The 19,078-nt window shown below is 68.0% G+C and carries 20 protein-coding genes; 6 read left to right on the forward strand and 14 right to left on the reverse strand.

Annotation, left to right across the window (positions count from 1 at the left end):
- Nucleotides 1-98: 98 nt before the first annotated feature.
- The gene (locus QQK43_RS17475) at nt 99-887 is read right to left on the reverse strand and encodes an IclR family transcriptional regulator domain-containing protein (protein ID WP_284308779.1); all 789 of its coding nucleotides are present in this window, start codon (nt 885-887) and stop codon (nt 99-101) included.
- A gap of 163 nt (nt 888-1,050) precedes the next feature.
- Between QQK43_RS17475 and QQK43_RS17480 the strand changes: the two genes are divergently transcribed.
- Both QQK43_RS17480 and QQK43_RS17485 read left to right on the forward strand, forming a co-directional pair.
- Nucleotides 1,051-1,971, forward strand: coding sequence for a 4-hydroxyphenylpyruvate dioxygenase (locus QQK43_RS17480; RefSeq protein WP_234267425.1), 921 nt, complete (start codon nt 1,051-1,053; stop codon nt 1,969-1,971).
- Between the two features lies 1 nt (nt 1,972).
- Entirely contained in the window at nt 1,973-2,884 is a 912-nt protein-coding gene (locus QQK43_RS17485) for a sugar phosphate isomerase/epimerase family protein (RefSeq protein WP_234267424.1), read from the forward strand.
- 16 nt (nt 2,885-2,900) lie between these two features.
- On the opposite strand, the gene QQK43_RS17490 is transcribed toward QQK43_RS17485, so the two are convergent.
- The 3 genes from QQK43_RS17490 to QQK43_RS17500 all read right to left on the reverse strand — a co-directional run bounded on the left by QQK43_RS17490 (nt 2,901) and on the right by QQK43_RS17500 (nt 5,830).
- Nucleotides 2,901-4,172: an Hsp70 family protein gene (locus QQK43_RS17490; protein ID WP_284308780.1), complete on the reverse strand. Its 1,272-nt coding sequence runs from the start codon at nt 4,170-4,172 to the stop codon at nt 2,901-2,903.
- A gap of 109 nt (nt 4,173-4,281) precedes the next feature.
- The gene (locus QQK43_RS17495) at nt 4,282-5,163 is read right to left on the reverse strand and encodes a pirin family protein (protein WP_284308782.1); all 882 of its coding nucleotides are present in this window, start codon (nt 5,161-5,163) and stop codon (nt 4,282-4,284) included.
- Between the two features lie 67 nt (nt 5,164-5,230).
- Complete coding sequence (locus tag QQK43_RS17500) at nt 5,231-5,830, reverse strand: FMN-dependent NADH-azoreductase (protein ID WP_284308783.1); 600 nt, start codon at nt 5,828-5,830, stop codon at nt 5,231-5,233.
- A gap of 119 nt (nt 5,831-5,949) precedes the next feature.
- Between QQK43_RS17500 and QQK43_RS17505 the strand changes: the two genes are divergently transcribed.
- On the forward strand, nt 5,950-6,891 hold the full coding sequence (locus QQK43_RS17505) for a LysR family transcriptional regulator (protein WP_284308785.1): 942 nt from the start codon (nt 5,950-5,952) through the stop codon (nt 6,889-6,891).
- Between the two features lie 15 nt (nt 6,892-6,906).
- On the opposite strand, the gene QQK43_RS17510 is transcribed toward QQK43_RS17505, so the two are convergent.
- Nucleotides 6,907-7,698, reverse strand: coding sequence for an IclR family transcriptional regulator (locus tag QQK43_RS17510; protein ID WP_284308786.1), 792 nt, complete (start codon nt 7,696-7,698; stop codon nt 6,907-6,909).
- A gap of 127 nt (nt 7,699-7,825) precedes the next feature.
- On the opposite strand from QQK43_RS17510, the gene QQK43_RS17515 reads away from it, so the two are divergent.
- Genes QQK43_RS17515 through QQK43_RS17525 form a run of 3 tightly spaced genes read left to right on the forward strand, consistent with a single transcriptional unit; the run spans nt 7,826 to nt 10,008 of the window.
- Nucleotides 7,826-8,281, forward strand: coding sequence for a type II 3-dehydroquinate dehydratase (locus QQK43_RS17515; RefSeq protein ID WP_234267418.1), 456 nt, complete (start codon nt 7,826-7,828; stop codon nt 8,279-8,281).
- Between the two features lie 33 nt (nt 8,282-8,314).
- A complete protein-coding gene (dctP, locus tag QQK43_RS17520; RefSeq protein WP_284308787.1) occupies nt 8,315-9,304 on the forward strand; it encodes a TRAP transporter substrate-binding protein DctP in 990 nt (329 codons plus the stop codon).
- A 14-nt stretch (nt 9,305-9,318) separates the two neighbouring features.
- Nucleotides 9,319-10,008: a DUF4286 family protein gene (locus tag QQK43_RS17525; RefSeq protein WP_284308789.1), complete on the forward strand. Its 690-nt coding sequence runs from the start codon at nt 9,319-9,321 to the stop codon at nt 10,006-10,008.
- A 51-nt stretch (nt 10,009-10,059) separates the two neighbouring features.
- Here the strand turns inward: QQK43_RS17525 and QQK43_RS17530 are convergent, their stop codons facing one another.
- From QQK43_RS17530 to QQK43_RS17570, 9 genes are all read right to left on the reverse strand, one after another.
- Complete coding sequence (locus tag QQK43_RS17530; RefSeq protein WP_284308790.1) at nt 10,060-10,920, reverse strand: DMT family transporter; 861 nt, start codon at nt 10,918-10,920, stop codon at nt 10,060-10,062.
- Nucleotides 10,921-10,933: 13 nt separating this feature from the next.
- Nucleotides 10,934-11,767 (reverse strand): shikimate dehydrogenase family protein, encoded by an 834-nt coding sequence (locus tag QQK43_RS17535; RefSeq protein WP_284308791.1) that lies wholly within the window; start codon nt 11,765-11,767, stop codon nt 10,934-10,936.
- Nucleotides 11,768-12,030: 263 nt separating this feature from the next.
- Nucleotides 12,031-12,507 carry a type II 3-dehydroquinate dehydratase gene (gene aroQ, locus QQK43_RS17540; RefSeq protein ID WP_284308793.1) on the reverse strand — a complete coding sequence of 159 codons (477 nt, stop codon included), beginning with the start codon at nt 12,505-12,507 and terminating at the stop codon, nt 12,031-12,033.
- A 37-nt stretch (nt 12,508-12,544) separates the two neighbouring features.
- Nucleotides 12,545-13,480, reverse strand: coding sequence for an alpha/beta hydrolase (locus QQK43_RS17545; RefSeq protein ID WP_284308794.1), 936 nt, complete (start codon nt 13,478-13,480; stop codon nt 12,545-12,547).
- 20 nt (nt 13,481-13,500) lie between these two features.
- Complete coding sequence (locus QQK43_RS17550; protein WP_284308795.1) at nt 13,501-14,802, reverse strand: TRAP transporter large permease; 1,302 nt, start codon at nt 14,800-14,802, stop codon at nt 13,501-13,503.
- A complete protein-coding gene (locus QQK43_RS17555; RefSeq protein ID WP_234267410.1) occupies nt 14,799-15,335 on the reverse strand; it encodes a TRAP transporter small permease in 537 nt (178 codons plus the stop codon). The genes QQK43_RS17550 and QQK43_RS17555 overlap by 4 nt, the downstream gene beginning before the upstream one ends.
- A 178-nt stretch (nt 15,336-15,513) precedes the next feature.
- Entirely contained in the window at nt 15,514-16,506 is a 993-nt protein-coding gene (gene dctP, locus QQK43_RS17560) for a TRAP transporter substrate-binding protein DctP (RefSeq protein WP_284308796.1), read from the reverse strand.
- Between the two features lie 168 nt (nt 16,507-16,674).
- On the reverse strand, nt 16,675-17,373 hold the full coding sequence (locus QQK43_RS17565) for a TetR/AcrR family transcriptional regulator (protein ID WP_234267408.1): 699 nt from the start codon (nt 17,371-17,373) through the stop codon (nt 16,675-16,677).
- 30 nt (nt 17,374-17,403) lie between these two features.
- Nucleotides 17,404-18,966, reverse strand: a complete 1,563-nt coding sequence (locus tag QQK43_RS17570) for an acyl CoA:acetate/3-ketoacid CoA transferase (protein ID WP_284308797.1) — start codon at nt 18,964-18,966, stop codon at nt 17,404-17,406.
- Nucleotides 18,967-19,078 lie beyond the last annotated feature (112 nt).

A 19,078-nucleotide genomic window follows, 5' to 3' on the forward strand; every position in this document is an offset into this window, starting at 1 on the left:
TGGCTGTTCATCCGGGGGGATTCCTCTGAGAGTTCTGAAGCGTCGTAACTCCAGTCTCCCAGACCCTTCCGGGTGAACAACCTATTGAGACATCACACCTAGATCAGGTTGCGCAAGCCGCGCGCCGCTTCCTGCAGCACCGGCAGCACGCGCTTGACCGCGTCGTCGCTGGTTTCCTGGTTGATCGGCATGGTGATGCTGATCGCGCCGTGTACCTCGTTGTTGCGGTCCAGCAGGGGCACCGCGATGCCCCGGTGGTTCAGTTCGAGCTGCTGCTCCGACAGCGCCCAGCCCCGGCGGCGGTTGCGCTGGAGCTCTTCGCGCAGCGCGTCCTTGCTGGACACCGTGAACGAGGTGAAGGCCCGCAGCGTGTGCTGCGCCAGCCATGTGTCCGAAGCGGCTTCGTCCACGGCCGAGAGGATGGCCATGCCCGCCGCCGTGACCTGCGCCGGCACGCGCGAACCCAGCATGTAGCCGGCGTACATGTGGCGCTGCGAACCGCTGCGCGCGATGTAGACCGCGTCGTCGCCGTCGATCACGCCCAGGTAGGCGATTTCCTGCGTGCCCCCCGCGATGCGCTGCAGGAAGGGTTGCACCAGGCGCGGCAGCCGCGCCGATTCGAGGTAGGCGTGGCCCAGCCGCAGGATGCGCGGCGTGAGCCAGAACAGCTTGCCGTCGGTGCCGACATAGCCCAGGTGCGCCAGGGTCAGCAGATAGCGCCGGGCGGCGGTGCGGGTCAGTCCGCAGCGCGTGCCGGCCTGGCTCGCGGTCAGGCGCGGGTGCTGGTCGTCGAAGGCCTCGATCACGGCCAGGCCTTTTTCGAGACCGGCGATCCAGTCGCGCTTCTCCAGCGGCGGCGTGTGGTGGGCAGGCAGGTTCAGCGGCATGGAAAATAACCCTGATTACGTGCGATCAACGTGGGACACCGTTCGATTATCGAACGACTTGCGCCGGCCTGGAAGAATCACCGCCCTTTGCACCCCTAAAGTGTCGGGTGGCATCGGCGCGGCACCCGGCGTGGCCGTGCCCGCAACCTTTGGAGACTGGAACATGAGTGATCTGCTGCTCAACACCGCCACCGACCGCGAGCCGCTGCAGGCGTCGTTCAGCGATGCGGCCAACCCGCTCGGGCTGGACGGCATCGAGTTCATCGAATACGCGACGACCCAGCCCCAGGCCCTGGGCCAGGTGCTGGAGATGATGGGCTTTCGCCCGGTGGCGCGGCACCGCTCGCGCGAGATCCTGCTCTACCGGCAGGGCGCGCTCAACATCGTTGTCAACGCCCATCCCAACGACGCGCAGGGCGCCAGCCACGGCAGCGACGTGCCCTCGATTTCTGCCATGGCGCTGCGCGTGCGCGATGCCCGTGCGGCCTACCACTACGTGATCGAACGCGGCGCCTGGTCGGTGCCGACGCACGCCGAAGTGATGGAGCTGAACATTCCGGCCATCCATGGGGCCGGTGGCAGCCGCATCTACTTTGTCGACCGCTACAAGGAGTTCTCGATCTACGACGTGGACTTCGTGCCGATTCCCACCGTCGACCAGCACCCGCCCGCCACGGCTGGGATCCACTTCTTCGGTGTCGTGCAGTACATCGGGCCCGAGCGCAGCAACGACTGGATCGCGTTCTACGACGAGCTGTTCGGCACCGAGATCATCCCCGACGAACAGCGTTTCGGCATCATGCCCAAGGGCACGCTGCTGCGCACCCCGGCGCTGGACCCGTCGCAGCGCTTCATGCTGCAACTGGTGGAGCCGCCGGTGAACGTGTACGACGTCGACGAGAAGCTGCAGCGCATCGGTCTGGGAGTGCCCGACGTGCTGGCGGCGGTGCGCGCCCTGCGTGCGCTGGGCGTGGAATTTGTCGAGACCGAGGCCGCCCACACCGGGCAACGCGGCGCCATCACCAAGACCTACCTGGGCTCGGTGGTGTTCGAGCTGGTGCACAGCCAGCGCGGTGAGGTCTGACATGCGTTCGACACCCGCTGCGATCCGCGAAGCGATCGATGGTTTTGGCATGGACACCATCACCCTGGCCGGTCCGCTGGAGGCCAAGCTCGCCGCCATGAAGGCCGCCGGCTTCTCGCAGGTCATGCTCAAGGCCAACGACATCAATGGCCATCCGGGCGGCCTGGGCGCGGCCGTCGCGGCGGTCAAGGCCAGCGGCCTGCGTGGCACGGGCTTTCAGGTGCTGCGCGATTTCGAAGGCCTTTCGGGCCATCTGCACCAGTACAAGGTGGACATCGCCAAGGCCATGCTGGAGATGTGCGCCGCGCTGGGCTGCAAGGTGCTGCTGGCCTGTTCGTCCACCTCGGTGCACGCCACCCAGGATCTGGACCACATCGCGCGCGACCTGCGCAAGCTCGCCATGCTGGCGTTGCCGCTGGGCATCAAGATCGCCTACGAAGGCCTGTCCTGGGGGCGCACGGTCAACGAGTTCACCACCGCGTGGGACGTGGTCTGCCGCGCCGACTGTCCGAATCTGGGCCTGGGTCTCGACTCCTTCCACATCTTCGCGGCCAAGACCAGCCTGGACGAGATCGACTATCTCGACCCGAGCAAGATTTTCCTGGTCCAGCTGGCCGACTTCATGTGGCAGGAAACCCGCACGTTTGAAGAGCGCATGACCACGGCGCGCACCTTCCGGGTGTTCCCCGGCGAAGGGGTGCACAGCGAACAGCTGGTGGACCTGGTGCAGCGGCTGGACCGGCTGGGCTACCAGGGCGACTACAGCTTCGAGGTCTTCAACGACGACTACCAGCAGATGCCGCTGCCGATGGTGGCCGAGCGCGGCCAGCGCGCCGCGCTGTGGCTGGCCGAAGACGTGCTGCGCCGTTCGGTGCCGCTGCCCAACCAGATGCGGCTCAAGACCGTGGGCTGAGCCCGTTTCCGGGCGGTCAGGGTGCGGGCGGCACGGCGCAGTACACCAGCCCCGATGCCACACCCCCGAACAGGTCGCCCTCGATCAGGGGCACGCCGGGGAAGGCCGCGCCCAGCGCCTGCTGGAACGGCCGCAGGGCGGACGAGCCGCCGGTGAGGTAGATCGCGTCGGGCCGGCGCTCGCCCAGGCCGGCGCGCTGCACGCATTCGCGGGCGCAGGCCACGGTGCGGGCCAGCAGGCCGTCCAGGTGGTCGCGCAGTGCAGCCGCCCCCAGCGGGGCGGTGAGGGCGGCTTCGACGATGGACAGGTTGATCGTGGTGTCGGCGCTGGTCATCGAGGCGCGAATCTTGGCCTGTTCCACCTCGTGGGCGATGTGGTGGCCGTGGCGTTCGCGCAGCACGCGCATCAGGCGCTCGTGCAGGCGCGCGTCGCGGTAGTTGACCCGCAGCGCCTGCGCCTGGCTGATCGCGCGCGGCTGGTATTGCCACTGGATCAGGTGCCAGGTCGAGAGGTCGAAGAAGATGCGGCTGGGCACTTCGCGCCCTTGCGGGCCGAGGTGGCGGTAGCCCATCAGCGGCATCACCTGTTCGAGGCTGAGCCGCTGGTCGAAGTCGGTGCCGCCGATGTGCACGCCGGTGGTGGCCAGCACGTCGTCCGCGCGGTCGGGCCGCGCCATGCGCTGCGGCCCCAGGCGCACCACGGTGAAGTCGGAGGTGCCGCCACCGATGTCGGCGATCAGCACCAGGGATTCGTGGCTCAGCCGGCGTTCGTGGTCGAGCGCGGCGGCGATCGGTTCGAGCTGGAAGTGCACTTCGCCGAAACCCGCCGCCTGCGCCGCTTCCAGCAGCGACTGCTGCGCGGCAGCGTCGCGGTCCGCATCGTCGTCGACGAAGTGCACCGGCCGGCCCATCACCACGCGCTGCGGCGCGCTGCCCAGCGACTGCGCCGCGCGTTCGCGCAACTCGGCCAGGAAGGTGGTGACGATCTCCAGGAAGCTGACCGAGCGGTGGTTGACCTCGGTGCTTTCGTGGATGAGCGGGCTGCCCAGCAGGCTTTTGAGCGAACGCATCAGCCGGCCTTCGGTGCCGGCCAGGTACTGCGCCACCGCATCGCGGCCGAAATGGATGCGCTGGTCTTCGGCGTTGAAGAACACGGCCGTGGGCATGGCCACGGCCGTGCCTTCGAGTGGAATCAGGCGGGCCGTGCCGTGGGGCTCGGCCCAGGCCATGGCGGAGTTGGAGGTGCCGAAGTCGATGCCGAGGGTGCCGGCCAGGGGGGCTGCTTGCATGGAGCGTGGGAACAGAAATGGGCGCGCGGAGCCAGAGGCTCCGCGCGGGGACCGGCATTCTGCCACTGCGGCCAGCGCCCGGCCCGGCGGCGCTGGCGGTGGAGGCCGTTCAGGCCGTGGCGCGTACGCCCAGGCGGCCGTCGCGGAAATCGGCCAGCGCCTGGTAGATCTCTTCGGTGGTGTTCATCACGAAGGGGCCGTACTGGGCGATGGGTTCGTTCAGCGGCCGGCCGGCGATCAGCAGCACCTTGGCATCGGCAGGGGCTTCGATGCGCACGCCGTCGCTGTCCGGGTCGTTGGCCAGCAGCGCCATGCGCTGCACCGGGACCGCCGTGCCGTTGACGCTCACCTCGCCGCGGTAGACGTAGACGAAGGCGTTGTGCGTGCCGGGCAGCGCCTGCTCGAAGGACGAGCCGGCGGCCAGGTGCAGGTCCAGGTACAGCGGCTGCGTGCCTTCGCGGGTCACCGCGCCGGTCACGCCGTGGCTTTCACCGGCGATGACCGTCACCGCCACGCCTTCGGGCGTGGTGAACTGCGGCAGGTCGGCGTTGGTGAAGTCGCGGTACCAGGGGCGGCACAGCTTGTCACTCGCGGGCAGGTTCAGCCAGAGCTGGAAGCCTTCCATCAGGCCTTCTTCCTGCTGCGGGATTTCGGAGTGGATCACGCCGTGACCGGCGGTCATCCACTGCACGCCACCGTTTTCCAGCAGGCCTTCGTGGCCGGCGCTGTCGCGGTGCAGCATGCGGCCCGCGATCATGTAGGTGATGGTCTCGAAGCCGCGGTGCGGGTGGTCCGGGAAGCCAGCGATGTAGTCGTCGGCCTGGTCGCTGCCGAAGGCGTCGAGCATCAGGAACGGGTCCAGCCGGCGCTGCAGGTTCTGCGTCAGCACGCGCGTGAGCTTGACGCCCGCACCGTCGGAGGTGGGTATGCCCGCCACCAGCCGCTCGACGCGGCGCGGCTGCTGCAGGCGGGTGGTTGAGGTGGCGGTCATGGACTTCTCCTGTAGGTGCGGGGTGTGAAAAAAGCGGCCACCCCGCGCAGCCGCTGGGGAGGCGCGCTCAGCCGATGGCGGCGGCCAGGTCGGCTTCCGCCTGGGCGAAACCCTTGGCGGCGGCCTCGGGGCCCATGTTCAGGCCTTCGGCGTAGATCAGACGCAGGTCGGTCAGGCCCAGGAAGCCCAGCACGGTCTTCAGGTAGGGCGTCTGGCTGTCGTGCGGCTGGTCGCGGTAGAGGCCGCCACGGGCCAGCGCCAGGTAGACGGTCTTGCCGGTGACCAGGCCTTCGGGGCCCTTTTCGGTGTAGCGGAAGGTCACGCCAGCGCGGGCCACGGCGTCGATCCAGGCCTTGAGCTGCACCGGCACGCCGAAGTTGTACATCGGCACGCCCAGCACGATGGCGTCGTGCGCCTGCAGTTCGGCAATTAGGGCGTCGAACTCGGCCACAACGGCGGCTTGCTCGGCGTTGCGCTGCTCGACCGGGGTGAACAGGGCGCCCAGCGCGGCTTCGTCCAGCACGGTCACGGGGTGGGTGCCCAGATCGCGGACGGTGACGGTGCTGCCCGGGTGGGCGGCGACCAGGCGCTCACTCACGCTGTTGGCCAGCTTGGTGGAATTGCCGGCTTCGCGGCGGGCGGAGGCGTTGATTTGCAGAATCTTCATGGTGGACTCCTGAAAAGGGGGAAAAGGGGGAAAAGGGGGAAAAGTTGATCGATGAACTCGACTTTATGGAAAAACAATTCCTTTGAAAATCCGCCTGAATGGATAAGATTGTTCTTCATATGGAACAATCAACGCGCGAATGCGGCCCCGACGCCATCGACCCGACCGATCTGCTGATCTTTGCCCGGGTGGCCGAACTGGGCAGTTTCAGCCAGGCGGCCGTGCGCCTGGGCCTGCCCAAATCGACCGTCTCGCGGCGTCTGGCGGCGCTGGAACGGCTGATGGGCGAGCGCCTGCTGCTGCGCACCACGCGCCGCCAGTCGCTCACCGATTTCGGCCTGCAGCTGCTGGAGCACGCCCGCCAGGTGGTGGCCGAGCTGGAGGCGGTGCACAGCCTGCGCGAGCAGCGCCGCGCCGCGCCCAGTGGGCGGCTGCGCGTGTCCATGCCCAGCGATTTCGCGAACCTGGTGCTGGTCGACAGCCTGGCCGCTTTCGTGGCGCTGCACCCGGCGATCACGCTCGATCTGGACCTGTCGCCGCGCCGCGTCGACCTGCTGGGCGAGGGCTTCGACGTGGTGCTGCGCATGGGCGACCTGCCCGACGACAACCTGCTGGTCGCCACGCGGCTGGCGGTGTTCTCCAACGGCCTGTACGCCGCACCGGCCTATCTGCAGGCGCATGGTGAACCCCGGCACCCCGACGAACTGGTCCACCACACCGCGCTGCGGCTGATGCGCGGCAATGGCGAGCCCGCCGCCTGGCCGCTGAGCCAGGGCGAGGAGCGGTGGACCTCGGTGCCGTCCGGCCGGGCGAGCGCGAATTCGCCCGAGTTGCTGATGCGGCTGGCGCGCGCGGGGGCCGGCATTGCGGCCTTGCCCGACCATTTCGCGTCGGCGGCCGTGCGCGACGGGCAACTGCGCCGCGTGCTGCCCGCGTGGTCCCTGCCCGAGGCGCCGGCCTGGGCGGTCTATCCGGGGCGCAAGCTCGTGCCGCCCAAGACCCGCGCCTTCGTGGACATGCTCAAGGCGGCGCTCAAGCGCTGCGACGCGGTCCGGGACTGAACCCGTGCCGCGGCCTCAGCCTTTGCCCAGGGGCGGGCGCCCCATGAGGCTGTTGGCGTTGAGGATCGGGCCCAGTTCGGCGGCGGCGGTCAGCAGTTCGGGCGCCAGCTCGTGCATCCGCTCGACGGTCAAGCGCAACCGGGGCCCGGCCACGCTGATCACGCCGATGGTTTCGTTGCGGCGCAGTACCGGCACCGCCATCGCGCTCATGCCGGGCGCGAACACCTCGTCGATCACCGCGTAGCCGCGCACCCGCGCCGCGTGCAGGACACCCAGCAGGGCCTTCACCGTGGTGGGCGCGCGGGGGCCGTAGTCGGCGGGGGCGCCCAGCCCCTGGCGCATCACCAGCGTGAGCGCGTCCTCGTCGCTCATGGTCAGCAGCCAGGCGTGGCCCGACGCGGTGCAGGACAGGCGCGCGTCCTGCCCCATGTCGGGGTCGTAGCGCAGGCCCTTGCGCAAGCCCTGCGCCTTGGCCACCCAGGTCAGGCGGTCGCCGTCCACCACCGACAGCCGCACCAGCTCGCCGGTGCGCTGGGCCAGCCGTTCCAGCAGGGGTTCGGCCACGTCCACGATGCCCGAACTGCTCAGGTAGCCCAGCCCCAGCGACACCAGCTTGGTGGTCAGCTGGTAGTCGCCCTGCCGGCGCTGCTGGCGCACGTAGCCGCGCCGCTGCAGTTCCGCCAGCAGGCGGTGGCAGGCGCTCAGCGGCATGTCCAGGTCGCCCGCCATCTGGGCCAGCGGCAGGCCTTCGGGGTGGGCGGCGAGCTGTTCCAGCAGGGACAGGCCCCGGTCCAGCGCGATGCTCATGCGGTCTCCTTTTTGTATTGAGGAATGACTTTCTGAAAAGGAAAGAATTTCTTCCGGTCACCGAACAATCGTCGCACAACCGGTCCCTGCGGGGACCCTCACCCCTGAAAGCCCCGGAGACCGCCCGATGCCTGTTGAACCCGCCACCGTCTATGTGCTCAATGGCCCCAACCTGAACCTGCTGGGCCTGCGCGAGCCACACCTGTACGGCAGCGAAACCCTGGCCGGGGTGGAAGCCCGCTGCCGGCGCGTGACGGCCGAGCTCGGCCTGGCCTGCGAATTCCGCCAGACCAACCACGAAGGCGTGATGGTCGACTGGGTGCAGGAAGCGCGTGAAAAGGCCGCGGCTGTGGTCATCAACCCAGCCGGCCTGTCGTTTCGCTCCATTCCGCTGCTGGACGCGCTCAAGACGCTGGACTGCCCGCTGGCGGAAGTGCACATCACCAACATCCACCGCCGCGATCCGCTGTACCAGCACTCGCTGGTCTCGCTGGCCGCCACCGGGGTCATCTGCGGCTTCGGCCCCTTTGGCTACGAGATGGCCATCCGCGCCGCGGCCGAACGGCTCGGTGCCGGTCACTGATTCTTGCTTTCGACAACCACCCAGGAGACCTTCATGAGCTTCCAGATTCCACGCCGCGACGTCCTGCGTGCCGGCGCCTCGCTCGCCGCCGCTTCCATGCTGCCCGCCTGGGCGCAGACACCGCAGACCCTGCGCTTCGCGGCGGTGTTTTCCGACCGCGACATCCGCGCCGAGATGATGAAACAGCTCGCGACCGCGGTGGCGGCCGACTACAAGATCGAGACCTTCCTCAACTCTTCGCTCTACAAGCAGGGCACCGAACTGGTGGCGCTGCAGCGCGACAACCTGGACATGGGCAACATCGGCCCGCAAGACATTTCCAAGCAGGTGCCGGCCTGGTCGCTGCTGACCTCGGCCTACCTGTTCCGGGACGCGGACCACCTCACCAGGTTCTTTGCCAGCGACCTGGGCGCGCAGATGAAGAAAATGGTCGAAGACCAGGTGAAGGTGAAGATCCTCGGCCCCACCTTCTTCGGCACCCGCCACGTCGGCCTCAAGGGCAAGAAGAAGATCAACACGCCGGCCGACCTGGCCGGCGTCAAGCTGCGCATGCCGCCGGGGGATGCCTGGCAACTGCTGGGCCGATCGCTGGGCGCCAACCCCACGCCCATGGCCTATGCCGAGACCTACACCGGCTTGCAGACCGGTGCCATCGACGGCCAGGACAACCCGCTGCCCAACGTGCAGAACATGAAGTTCTACGAGGTGATGCAGCAGATCGTGCTGACCTCGCACCTGGTGGGGTACGACCTGCTGACCATCAACCTCAAGCGCTGGCAGGCGATGTCGCCCGCCAAACAGCAGGCCTTCCAGGCTGCCGCCGACAAGGCGATTGCCTGGAGCAATGCCGAACACGTCAAGCGCGAAGCCGCGCTGGCCGACGAGTTCCGCAAGGCCGGCCTGGAGGTGTATGCGCCCAACGTCAACGCGTTCCGCGAATACGCGCAGAAGGTTTACCTGTCTTCCGATCAGGCCAAAGACTGGCCGGCCGGCATGCTGGAAAAAATCAACGCCCTGAACTGAAAGGACACCCCCGCATGACGCTTCGCGGAACCGCCCAGCTCGCCATCTGGAGCGACATCGACCCCGACCAGGAAACCGACTACCTGCACTGGCTCACGCGCGAACACGTGCTGGAGCGGGTGGGTGTGGACGGTTTTCTCGCGGGCCGGGTGTTCCGCGCCGAGGCGAGCGGCAAGCGCCGTTTCTTCATCACCTACGAACTGCAGGACACGGGCGTACTGGCCGGTGCGTCGTACCTGGCGCGCCTGAACGCGCCCACGCCCTGGTCGCAGCGCACCATGCCCATCCTGCAGAACTTCGCCCGCGGCGGCGGGCCGGTGGTGGCGCGGGCGGGTCTGGGCAGCGGCTCGGTGGTCCTGCCGTTGCGGCTGGACCTGGCGGCGGCCGGCCTGCACGAGGCTGCGGCCCGGCAGGCGCTGGTGCAGCGCATCGCCGCGCTGGACGCCGTGGCGCAGGTCTGGCTGGTGCAGGTCGATGCCGCTAGCACCGGGGTCCAGACCCGGGAGAAGTCCATGCGCCGCAGTGCCGAAGGCGTGTTCGACGGCGTGCTGGTGATCGAGGCGCTGCACACGGCCGCCGCGCAGGCGGCGCTCGCGGTGCGGCCCGTCCTGGGGCTGGGGCTGCCCGAGGCGGTGGACACGCAGGCTTTCAGCGCCTGCTTCCAGCTCGACCGGCGGTTGGCGGGGCTGGGCGACCCGGCCTGAGCGCGTCAGCGCCGGCCCAGCCCAAGCAGGTGGGCGAAGCGGCGGTGCTGCCTACCGCGCACGGACCCCCAGCACACCGCACACTGCCACCAGCGCGATGCCGAGCACGGTCCAGACATCGGGGGCGTGGCCAAACACGATCCAGCCGGCCAGCGTGGCGAAACCGATCTGGCTGTACATGTAGGGCGTGATGCGCGAGGCCGGCGCCTTCTGGTAGGCCTTGATCATGAAATAGTGGCCGAGCGAACCGAACACGCCGAGCAGCGCCACCAGCAGCCAGAGCCCGGGTGTGGGCAAACGCGCCCAGCTCCAGGGCAGGGCCAGGGATGCGATGGCCAGTCCGAACAGGCCGGTGTAGAAGTGCATGGTGGCGGGGTCTTCGGTCTTGACCATGCGGCTCGTCACGATCTGGTAGCAGGCGTTGATGACCACCAGCACCAGCGGCAGGAACATGCCGAGGTTGAGGTCGCTGCCCTTCGGCCGCACGATGATCAGCGCGCCGGTCAGGCCGCCCGCTACCAGGGCCCAGGTGAGCGCGCTGACCCGCTCGCGCAGCAGCACGGCCGCCAGCAGCGTGACGGCCAGCGGCACCAGCATGAGGATGGCGGTGAACTCGCCGACCGGCACATGCTGCAGGCTCAGGTAGGCGCCCACCCCCGAGGTGGTCATGAGGGCGCCGCGCAGCAGTTGCCACCCCGGCGCCCGGGTCGCGAACAGCGAGCGGCCCTGCCTGGGCAGCAGCAGGCCCACGGTCATGCCGGTCTGCACCAGAAAGCGCGTCCAGATGGCCATCAGCACGGGTACGGCGCTGCCGACGAATTGAGAGAGGGTGTCGAGGAGGGCGAAGCAGGCGGTCGCCAGGATGGCCAGGGCGACGCCCTGGCCGGGGTGCGGATGGTCGGGGGAGGGCAAGCGGGGCTCGGGGTCAGTAGCTCAGGCGCGCCACGGAACGGAGCTCGTCGGCCGTGGTGCTGGGCAGGCCGAAGTATTCCAGATAAGCCGGAATCATTTCGAACAGCATGTCAGAGCCCACTTGCACCTGGCAGCCTCTGGCCGCAGCGGCCGCGAGAAAGGCGGTCATTTCGGTGCGCATCACGACCTCGCCGACAAAGGTCGCGGCGTCCAGGCGGGCCACGTCCAGTGGCAGGGGGTCGCCTTCGTTCATGCCCATCGGGGTGGCGTTGACCACGAGATCGAAGCCGGCCGGATCGTTGCTGCCGGTGCTCACGCTGATGGCCGGGTAGTGTTCGCGGATGCGCCGGGCCAGGGCCTCGGCCGACGCGGCCTGCACGTCGTACAGGCTGATGTGGGCGATGCCTGCGCCCGCCAGCGACGCCGCGATGGCGCAGCCCACGCCGCCGCTGCCGACCACCAGCACGCGCGCGCCGGTCAGCACCAGGCCCTTGCGCTGCACGCCACGGACGAAACCGGCGCCGTCGAACTGGTCGCCGACGAGCCGCCCGTCGGGCAGGCGTTTGACCGCGTTGCAGGCGCCCGCCACCTTGACGGTGGGCGTGACCTCGTCCAGCAGGCCGACGGTGACCACCTTGTGCGGCATGGTGATCAGCGCCCCGCGGATGTTGGTGAGCGAGAACAGGCTCCGGAGCAGCGCCGGGTAGTCGTCGGGCCGGCAGCCGAACGGCACGACGACGGCGTTGATCCCCATCTTTTCGAAGAAGGGGTTGTAGATCATCGGCGACTTGAAGCTGTGTGTCGGGTAGCCGATGTGGGCGATGAGTTCGGTGTGGCCGTTGATCATGACGATGCGATGTGACCGCCGCCGTGCCTGTGCAACCCCCGGCGGCGCTTGTCTGGGGGGGCCGGCGAAGCCGGGCCGCGGCGGTGGCTGGCAGGCATGGGGGCGCTGGAAAAAGAAGGCCGGCGTGCGGTGGCGACTGTAGGGACGTCGCCCCGGATACGCTGGGTTTTCAAAGATCCCGTTGTTCGTTGATCGAAATGGGTTGTGCGTTGATCGCTCAATTTGCGGGTAAACCCTTTGTCATCGACGCCCGCCACGGGGCGTCAGGCGGGCTTCGTGGCGGCCGAATGCACGAACTTGCGCAGCAGCCCGTCGATGGCGACGAGGTAGCCGTCGACGCCGAAGCCGATGACGATGCCGGCGGCGGCCGGGGAGACCCAGGAGTGGTGGCGGAAGGCCTCGCGGGCGTGCACATTGGAGATGTGGCACTCGATCACGGGCATGGGGTCGACGCCCTTGATGGCGTCGTGCAGGGCGATGGAGGTGTGGGTGAGTGCGCCGGGGTTGATCACCACGCCGAGGACCTCACCGGCCTTGAAAAGCTGGCCGTATTCGTGGATCTTGTCCAGCAGCGCGCCCTCCCAGTTGCTCTGGAAGCACTCGACGGCGTAGCCGAGCTTCTCGCCATGGGCCTTGCAGAAGGCCTCCACGTCGGCCAGCGTGGTGTGGCCGTACTGGGCGGGTTCGCGCGTGCCCAGCAGGTTGAGGTTGGGGCCGTTGAGGATCAGGATTTTTTTCATGCGAAAAGCGGGGTCTCGTGTTCAGAAACTCAAAGGCTCAGGCCAGCGCGCTCTGGAGCCAGGCGGCCATGCGCTCGAAGCGCTCGCGCGCCGGCGCGCAGTAGGCCTTGGCGCGCAGGTAGCCGTGGATCAGCGCTTCACCGCGGTCGAGTTCCACCGCCACACCGGCCGACTGCAGCGCTTCGGCGTAGGCCATACCTTCGTCGCGCAGCGGGTCGTGCTGCGCGACCGCCACGAAGGCCGGCGGCAGACCGGCGTGGCTGGCCGCGCGCAGGGGCGAGACGGGGGGCGTGAGGTGCAGGCTCGTGTCAGGGCAGTACATGGCGTTGACCAGGGGCATGGACGCCACGGTCACCAGCGGTCCGTTGGCGTTCTCGCGGTGCGAGGGCCGGTCCAGCGTGAACTCGGTCGCCGGGTAAATCAGCAACTGCGCACGCGGGGCCTGCGGCGTGCCGCGCAGTTCCAGGGTGGCCGCTGCGGCCAGGTTGCCGCCCGCACTGTCGCCGCCGATCGCGATGGCGTCGGCGCGCAGGCCCAGAGCGGCGGCGTGGTCGTGAACCCAGCGCGCGACCGCCAGGGTTTCGTGCAGCGCGCGGGGAAAGGGCTGTTCGGGCGCCAGCGCGTAGTCGACGCTGAACACCGCCTGCTGGTTCAGCGCGGCGAAACCGGCGGTGATGTCCCAGTGGGTCTCGGGGCTGCCCTGCATCCAGGCGCCGCCGTGCAGGTAGACCAGCGCGGGCAGCGCCGCGGTGGCGCCTTGCGGCCGGAATTCGCGCACGCGCACGGTGGTGCCGGTTTCGGGCACGGGCACTTGGTGTTCGCGGGTACCGATGCCGGGCGGGTGCGGCTCGCGCATCGCGGCGGCCACGCCTTCAAAGTGGCCGCGCCGCGCCGCCGGGCCGGCGCCGGGCGCCAGCATGGCCCAGGCGGCGTCCCAGTCGGCCAGGAAACGGTGGATGTCGGGATGGATCATTCGGGACTTTCAGAAAGGGCTCAGCCCTGGTAGCCGAACAGGCGGGGCAGCCACAGCACGGCGTCGGGCACGTAGGTGATGAAGAACAGGGCGCCGATCATCACGGCGAGGAAGGGCAGGGTTTCGGCCACGATGCGGCGCAGGGGCTCGCCGGTGATGTTGCCCATGATGAACAGCAGCAGGCCGTAGGGCGGGGTGATCAGGCCGATCATCAGGTTGACGGTGACGACCAGGCCGAAGTGCACCATGTCGATGCCCAGCAGCTTGGCGGTGGGGATCAGGATCGGGACGATCACCAGCAGGATGGTGCCGCCTTCGAGCAGCGCGCCCAGGATCAGCAGCAGCACGTTGACCATCAGCAGGAAGCTCAGGGGTGTGAGTTCCATGGCGGTGAGGATCTGGCTCACGGTGACCGGGATGTTCTCGCGCGTGACCACGTAGTTGAACACCAGTGCGCCCGAGATCAGGATGCCGATGGTGGCCATGGAGCGGCCGCTGGAGAGCAGCGCGCCGTAGGCGCCCCGCAGGGAGACAGAGCGGTAGAGCACGGTGGAGATCACCAGCGCATAGAGGGCGGCCACGGCGGCGGCTTCGGTCGGGGTCATGACGCCGCTGTAGATGCCGCCCAGCAGCACCACCGGCATCAGCAGTGCCGGCAGCGCCCGGAAGGTGATGCCCGGCAGCTCGCGCAGCGGCACCGGCGGCTCCACCGGGAAGTTGCGCACGCGGGCCAGGTAGGCGTTCATCGCCATCAGCACCACGGCCAGGATCAGGCCGGGCACGATGCCGGCCATGAACAGGAAGCCGATGGAAGCGTCCGAGATCAGGCCGTAGAGCACCAGCGGGATCGAGGGCGGAATGATGGGCCCGATCACCGCTGAAGCCGCGGTGACGGCCGCGGCATAGGCGGGGGTGTAGCGGCCGCCGCGCGTCATCATGCTGATGACCATGCGGCCCACGCCGGCAGCGTCGGCAATCGCCGAGCCCGACATGCCCGAAAAGATCAGCGAAGACAGGATGTTCACGTGGCCCAGGCCGCCGCGGAAGCGCCCGACGATGGCGTTGCAGAACCCGAGCAGCTTGTCGGTGAGCGAGCCCATGTTCATGATCTCGGCCGCGAGGATGAACAGCGGGATCGCCAGCAGGGTGTAGGAGTTGTTCAGGCCCTGCAGCAACTGCTCGGCGGCGATGCCCATGTCCTGGCCGGTGACGAACAGGTACATGATGGAGCTGACCAGCATCGACAGGCCGATGGGCAGGCCCATCAGGCTCAGCGCGATGATCAGGTAGACCGTCATCGCAAAAGGAGAGAACAGGTTCATGCGGCCTCCTTGGCCACTTCGGCAGCGGGTTCGTCGTCAAACAGGCGGTTGCGCAGGGCGTCGATGCCCAGCCAGGCGTGACGCACCACCATGGCCACCACGAAGGCGATGTAGATCGAGAAGAAGAAGTCCATGCGGATGCCCAGGGCGGCCGAGTCTTCGACCTTCATGAAGCTGACGTAGCTCCAGCTCGCCGGCAGCGAGAGCAGCAGGATCACCACCACGGCCGCGCTGACCACCACGGTGAGTGCGCGCCGCACGCCCCGCGGGACGTGGCTGGTGAGCACGTCGAAGCGGATGTCGTCGCGGTTGCTCATGACAAAGGCCGCGCCCCAGAGAATGCCCCAGAGCCACATCAGCACACAGACCTCGTCGGTCCAGGCCAGTGGCTTGTTGGAGATGTAGCGAAAGCCGATCTGCAGGATGAAGGACACGAACATCGTGGCCATCATCAGCACCAGCACATGGTTGGCGCCCAGTTGCAGCCAACGCAGCAGACGGGGGGCGGGCGGTGAAGAGGGGGAAGCGCTCATGGGGTGAGTCCGAGAAGTGCAGAACCGGGCAATGGGTGAATGGCATGGTGCCAACTGTGCTGCGTGCGAGGCGCCCCTTTCCAGGGTCACCGAGGAACCGGCTCAGCCGGGCCTCAGGTGCCGTCCCCCTCCCGCCGCAGGCGAGAGAGGGGGAAGCCGCGCAGCGGCGCAGGGGGGGTCAGAGTTTGTTGATGCGGTCGAGCATGCCGGCCGGCCAGTCGGCGGCGAACTTGCTCTTGCTGTAGACGCCCAGCACGTGCTGGCGGAAGGCCGCCAGGTCGGGGGTGTAGACGTCCAGGCCCTGCTGCTTCATGAAGACTTCCTGTTCGGCGTCGTCCTTGAGGGCCTGCGCCGTCACAGCCGCAGCGAACCTGTCGGCCGCGGCCTGCAGCGTCTTCTGCTGCGCCGGGGTTAGGCTGTTCCACTTGGACAGGCTGATGGTGAACAGGTTGTTGGCAATCAGGTGGCCGGTCTTGACGATCTGCGAGCTGACTTCGTAGAACTTCATGCTGCGGACCGCGCCCATGGGGTTGTCCTGGCCGTCGATGGCACCGGTCTGCAGTGCGGTGTAGACCTCGGTGAAGGCCAGCGGCGTCGGGTTGGCGCCCATGGCGGTCCCGACGAACTGCCAGGCCTCACCGGGCGGCATGCGCAGCTTGATGCCGGCCAGATCGGCCGGCACCATGACCTTCTTCTTGGGCTTGAGGCCCAGGTTGCGCACGCCGATGTAGGGCACCGCCAGGACCTTGATGCCCATCTGCTTTTCCATCATGGCGAACAGTTCCTGGCCGACGTCGCCGTCGAACACCTTCTTCATGTGCAGGTGGTCGCGGAACATGTAGGGCGTGGTCACGATGCCCCAGGCCGGGATCTGCTTCTGCACGTCGAAGGCGGCCAGGTTGGCCATGTGCAGGTTGCCGCGCTGCATGGCGACCGGCTCGGTGCCCTGCTTGAACAGGGTGGCGCCGAAATAGGGCTTGAAGTCGAAATCGGCCCCCAGGCTCTTGGCGAACACGTCTTTGAGGATGGCGGCGCGCGGGTCCGATTCGACCAGCGTGTCCGAATAGATCAGCTCGACCTTGCCCTGCGCCGCGGCCCACGAGGGCAGGGTGGCTGCGCACAGGGCGGTGGTGGCACCGAGCAGCGCACGGCGGGTGAGGCGATGGGGCATGGTGTGTCTCCTGAAGGAATGGATGGCCTGAAAGCGGCGCCCGGCAAGCGGTTTCAGTCTTCAGGAAATAATGTACGAACCAGTTAATTCAGTCAACGACAAGCGCGTCGGTGTTTTCCCTAGGCGGTGTCGGAGTGCCGCGCGGGCGGCCGGGCGTGAGCGCGCGCCTCAGAGCGCGAGCAGGAAGCGTTCGATGGTTTCGACCACGCTGCGTCGGCGCAGGGCGATCCAGTCGGGCGAGGCGGCGTCGAACTTGAAGATCAGGCCGAACGTGTGCCGGTTGGAGACGTTGAAGAAGGTGAGCGCCGAAATGGAGGCGTGGATGTCGAGCGGATCGAGGCCCGGGCGGAACACCCCGCTGGCCAGGCCGCGGCGGTAGAGCGATTCGATGGCCGAAATCGCGGGCACGTTCAGGGCCTGGATCTCGGGGCTCTGCGCCAGGTACTGGCCCCGGTTGATGTTTTCGTTCATCACCAGGCGGATGTAGTCCTCGTGCTCGCGGTGGTGGTCGAAGGTGTATTCGACCAGGCGGCGCAGCGCCTCGACCGGGTCGAGGTTTTCCAGATCCAGGTCCGCCTCATGGGTCCGCATCTCCCGGTACGAAGCTTCCAGCACCGCGGTGTACAGACCTTCCTTGCTACCGAAGTAGTAGTAGATCATGCGCTTGCTGGTCTGGGTGGCGTCGGCGATCTCGTCGATGCGCGCGCCCGCCAGCCCTTTTTCGGCGAACTCCTGCTTGGCCACGTCGAGGATGTTGGCCATGGTGCGGTCGGGGTCGTTGGTGCGCAGCGGTTCCTTGCGCGCACCGCGCGCCGGCGGCGTTTTGCGCGTCGCCGCCGGCTTGACCTTTTGTACCGTCTGGTTCATTCGGCCAGTATAGAACCAGCCGGCGATTCCTCAGGCGGCCAGGAAGTGCGTCGCGTCCATCACCTTCAGATCGGCCGCCACGCGTGGGGTGAAGGCCATCTGGTCGAGGATGTCGCGCTGCAGGTCGATGCCGGGCGCGATCTCGAACAGCTCGACGCCTGCGGGGGTGAGGCGGAAGCTGCCGCGCTCGGTCAGGTAGAGCACTTCCTGGCCGCGCACCAGACCCTGCGGGCCGCTGAAGGTGATCTGGTCGACCCGCTTCACCAGCTTCTGCACCGCACCCTGCTGCAGCACGCGCATCTGGCCGTCGCCGGTGGCCAGCTTCACGCCCTTGGCCGCCAGCGTGCCGCAGAACACCACCTTCTTCGCGTTCTGTGCGATGTCGATGAAGCCGCCGGGGCCGACGGTGACGCCGCCCAGGCGGGAGACGTTGACACTGCCTTCTTCGTCCAGCTCGCCGAAACCGAGGCAGGCCACGTCCAGCCCGCCGCCGCCGTAAAAGTCGAACTGCGTCGCGGCGTCGAGCATGGCGGTGGCGTTGCGCGCGTAGCCGAACAGCACGCCGTCCATCAGCGTGCCGCCGTAGGTGCCGTGTTCGATGGTCTGGTAGATACGGTGCTGCTCGTTGCGCGCCGCGATCAGCTTGGCCACCGCGTCGGGCACGCCCACGCCGTAGTTGATGACGGGCCGCGCCTTGCCGGTGTTGAACAGCTCCACCGCGGCACGGCGCGCCACGGCCTGGCGCTCGCTGAACGCTTCCTGCGTGGCGGCCACTTCGCGCGCATGGTCCTCGGCCTCGCTGGCCGCGCGGGCCGCGCCGGTCAGTTCGCCGCTGAAGGCCGGGTCGAAGGGAATCGCGTAGCTGGTCTGCTGGTCCGGATCGACCACGATGGCGTCGACCCAGGCCGAGGGAATGCGCACTTCGCGCGCCTTGAGCGAACCCTTGGGCAGGCGTTCCTTGACCTGCACGATCACCGTGCCACCGCTGTTGCGCGCGGCGAGCGCGAGCGACTGGGCGTCGAGGTTGGCCGCCTCGTGCTCGAAGCTGATGTTGCCGTCTTCATCGGCGGCGCTGGCGCGCACGATGGCGACGTGGATGGGGAAGGGCTTGTAGCGCAGCCACTCGCGCCCGGCGATGGTGATGACCTCGGCCAGGTCTTCATGGGCCGCGTCGTTCATGCGCCCGCCGCCGAAGCGCGGGTCGCAGACCGTGCCCAGGCCGATGTGGCTGATCAGACCGGGCCGGCCGGCGCCGATCTCGCGCATCAGCTGGCTGCTGACGCCGCCGGGCAGGATGTAGGCCTCGATCTTGTTGGACAGCGCGAGTTGCTGCATGGCGGGCGACCAGACCCAGTGGCCACCGATGACCTTCTTCACCAGGCCTTCGTGCGCGAAGCAGTTCATGCCCTTGGTCTTCTTGTCGCCGATGCCCAGGGCGTGCATCACGGTCAAGTTGCGCGGTTGTTGCGTGGACAGGTAACGCGCCTGCACCGCCTCGAACACGTGTGTGGCTTCCATCAGGCCGCCGCCGCCGCCCATCAGGCCCACGGTGTCGCCGTCCTTGATCAGGTTCGCTGCTTCTGCAGCGGTCATGAATTTGCTCATGGTTGTCTCTTTGATATTCGTGAAATCATTTCGCTCGCACCGACGAATGCCTGTGGCGGCCTCCTCATGCTGGGGTACCAGAAATCGTCGGCCGCCGCTC

Source organism: Hydrogenophaga electricum, assembly GCF_030160815.1.
In the GTDB taxonomy this organism is placed as follows: domain Bacteria; phylum Pseudomonadota; class Gammaproteobacteria; order Burkholderiales; family Burkholderiaceae_C; genus Hydrogenophaga; species Hydrogenophaga electricum.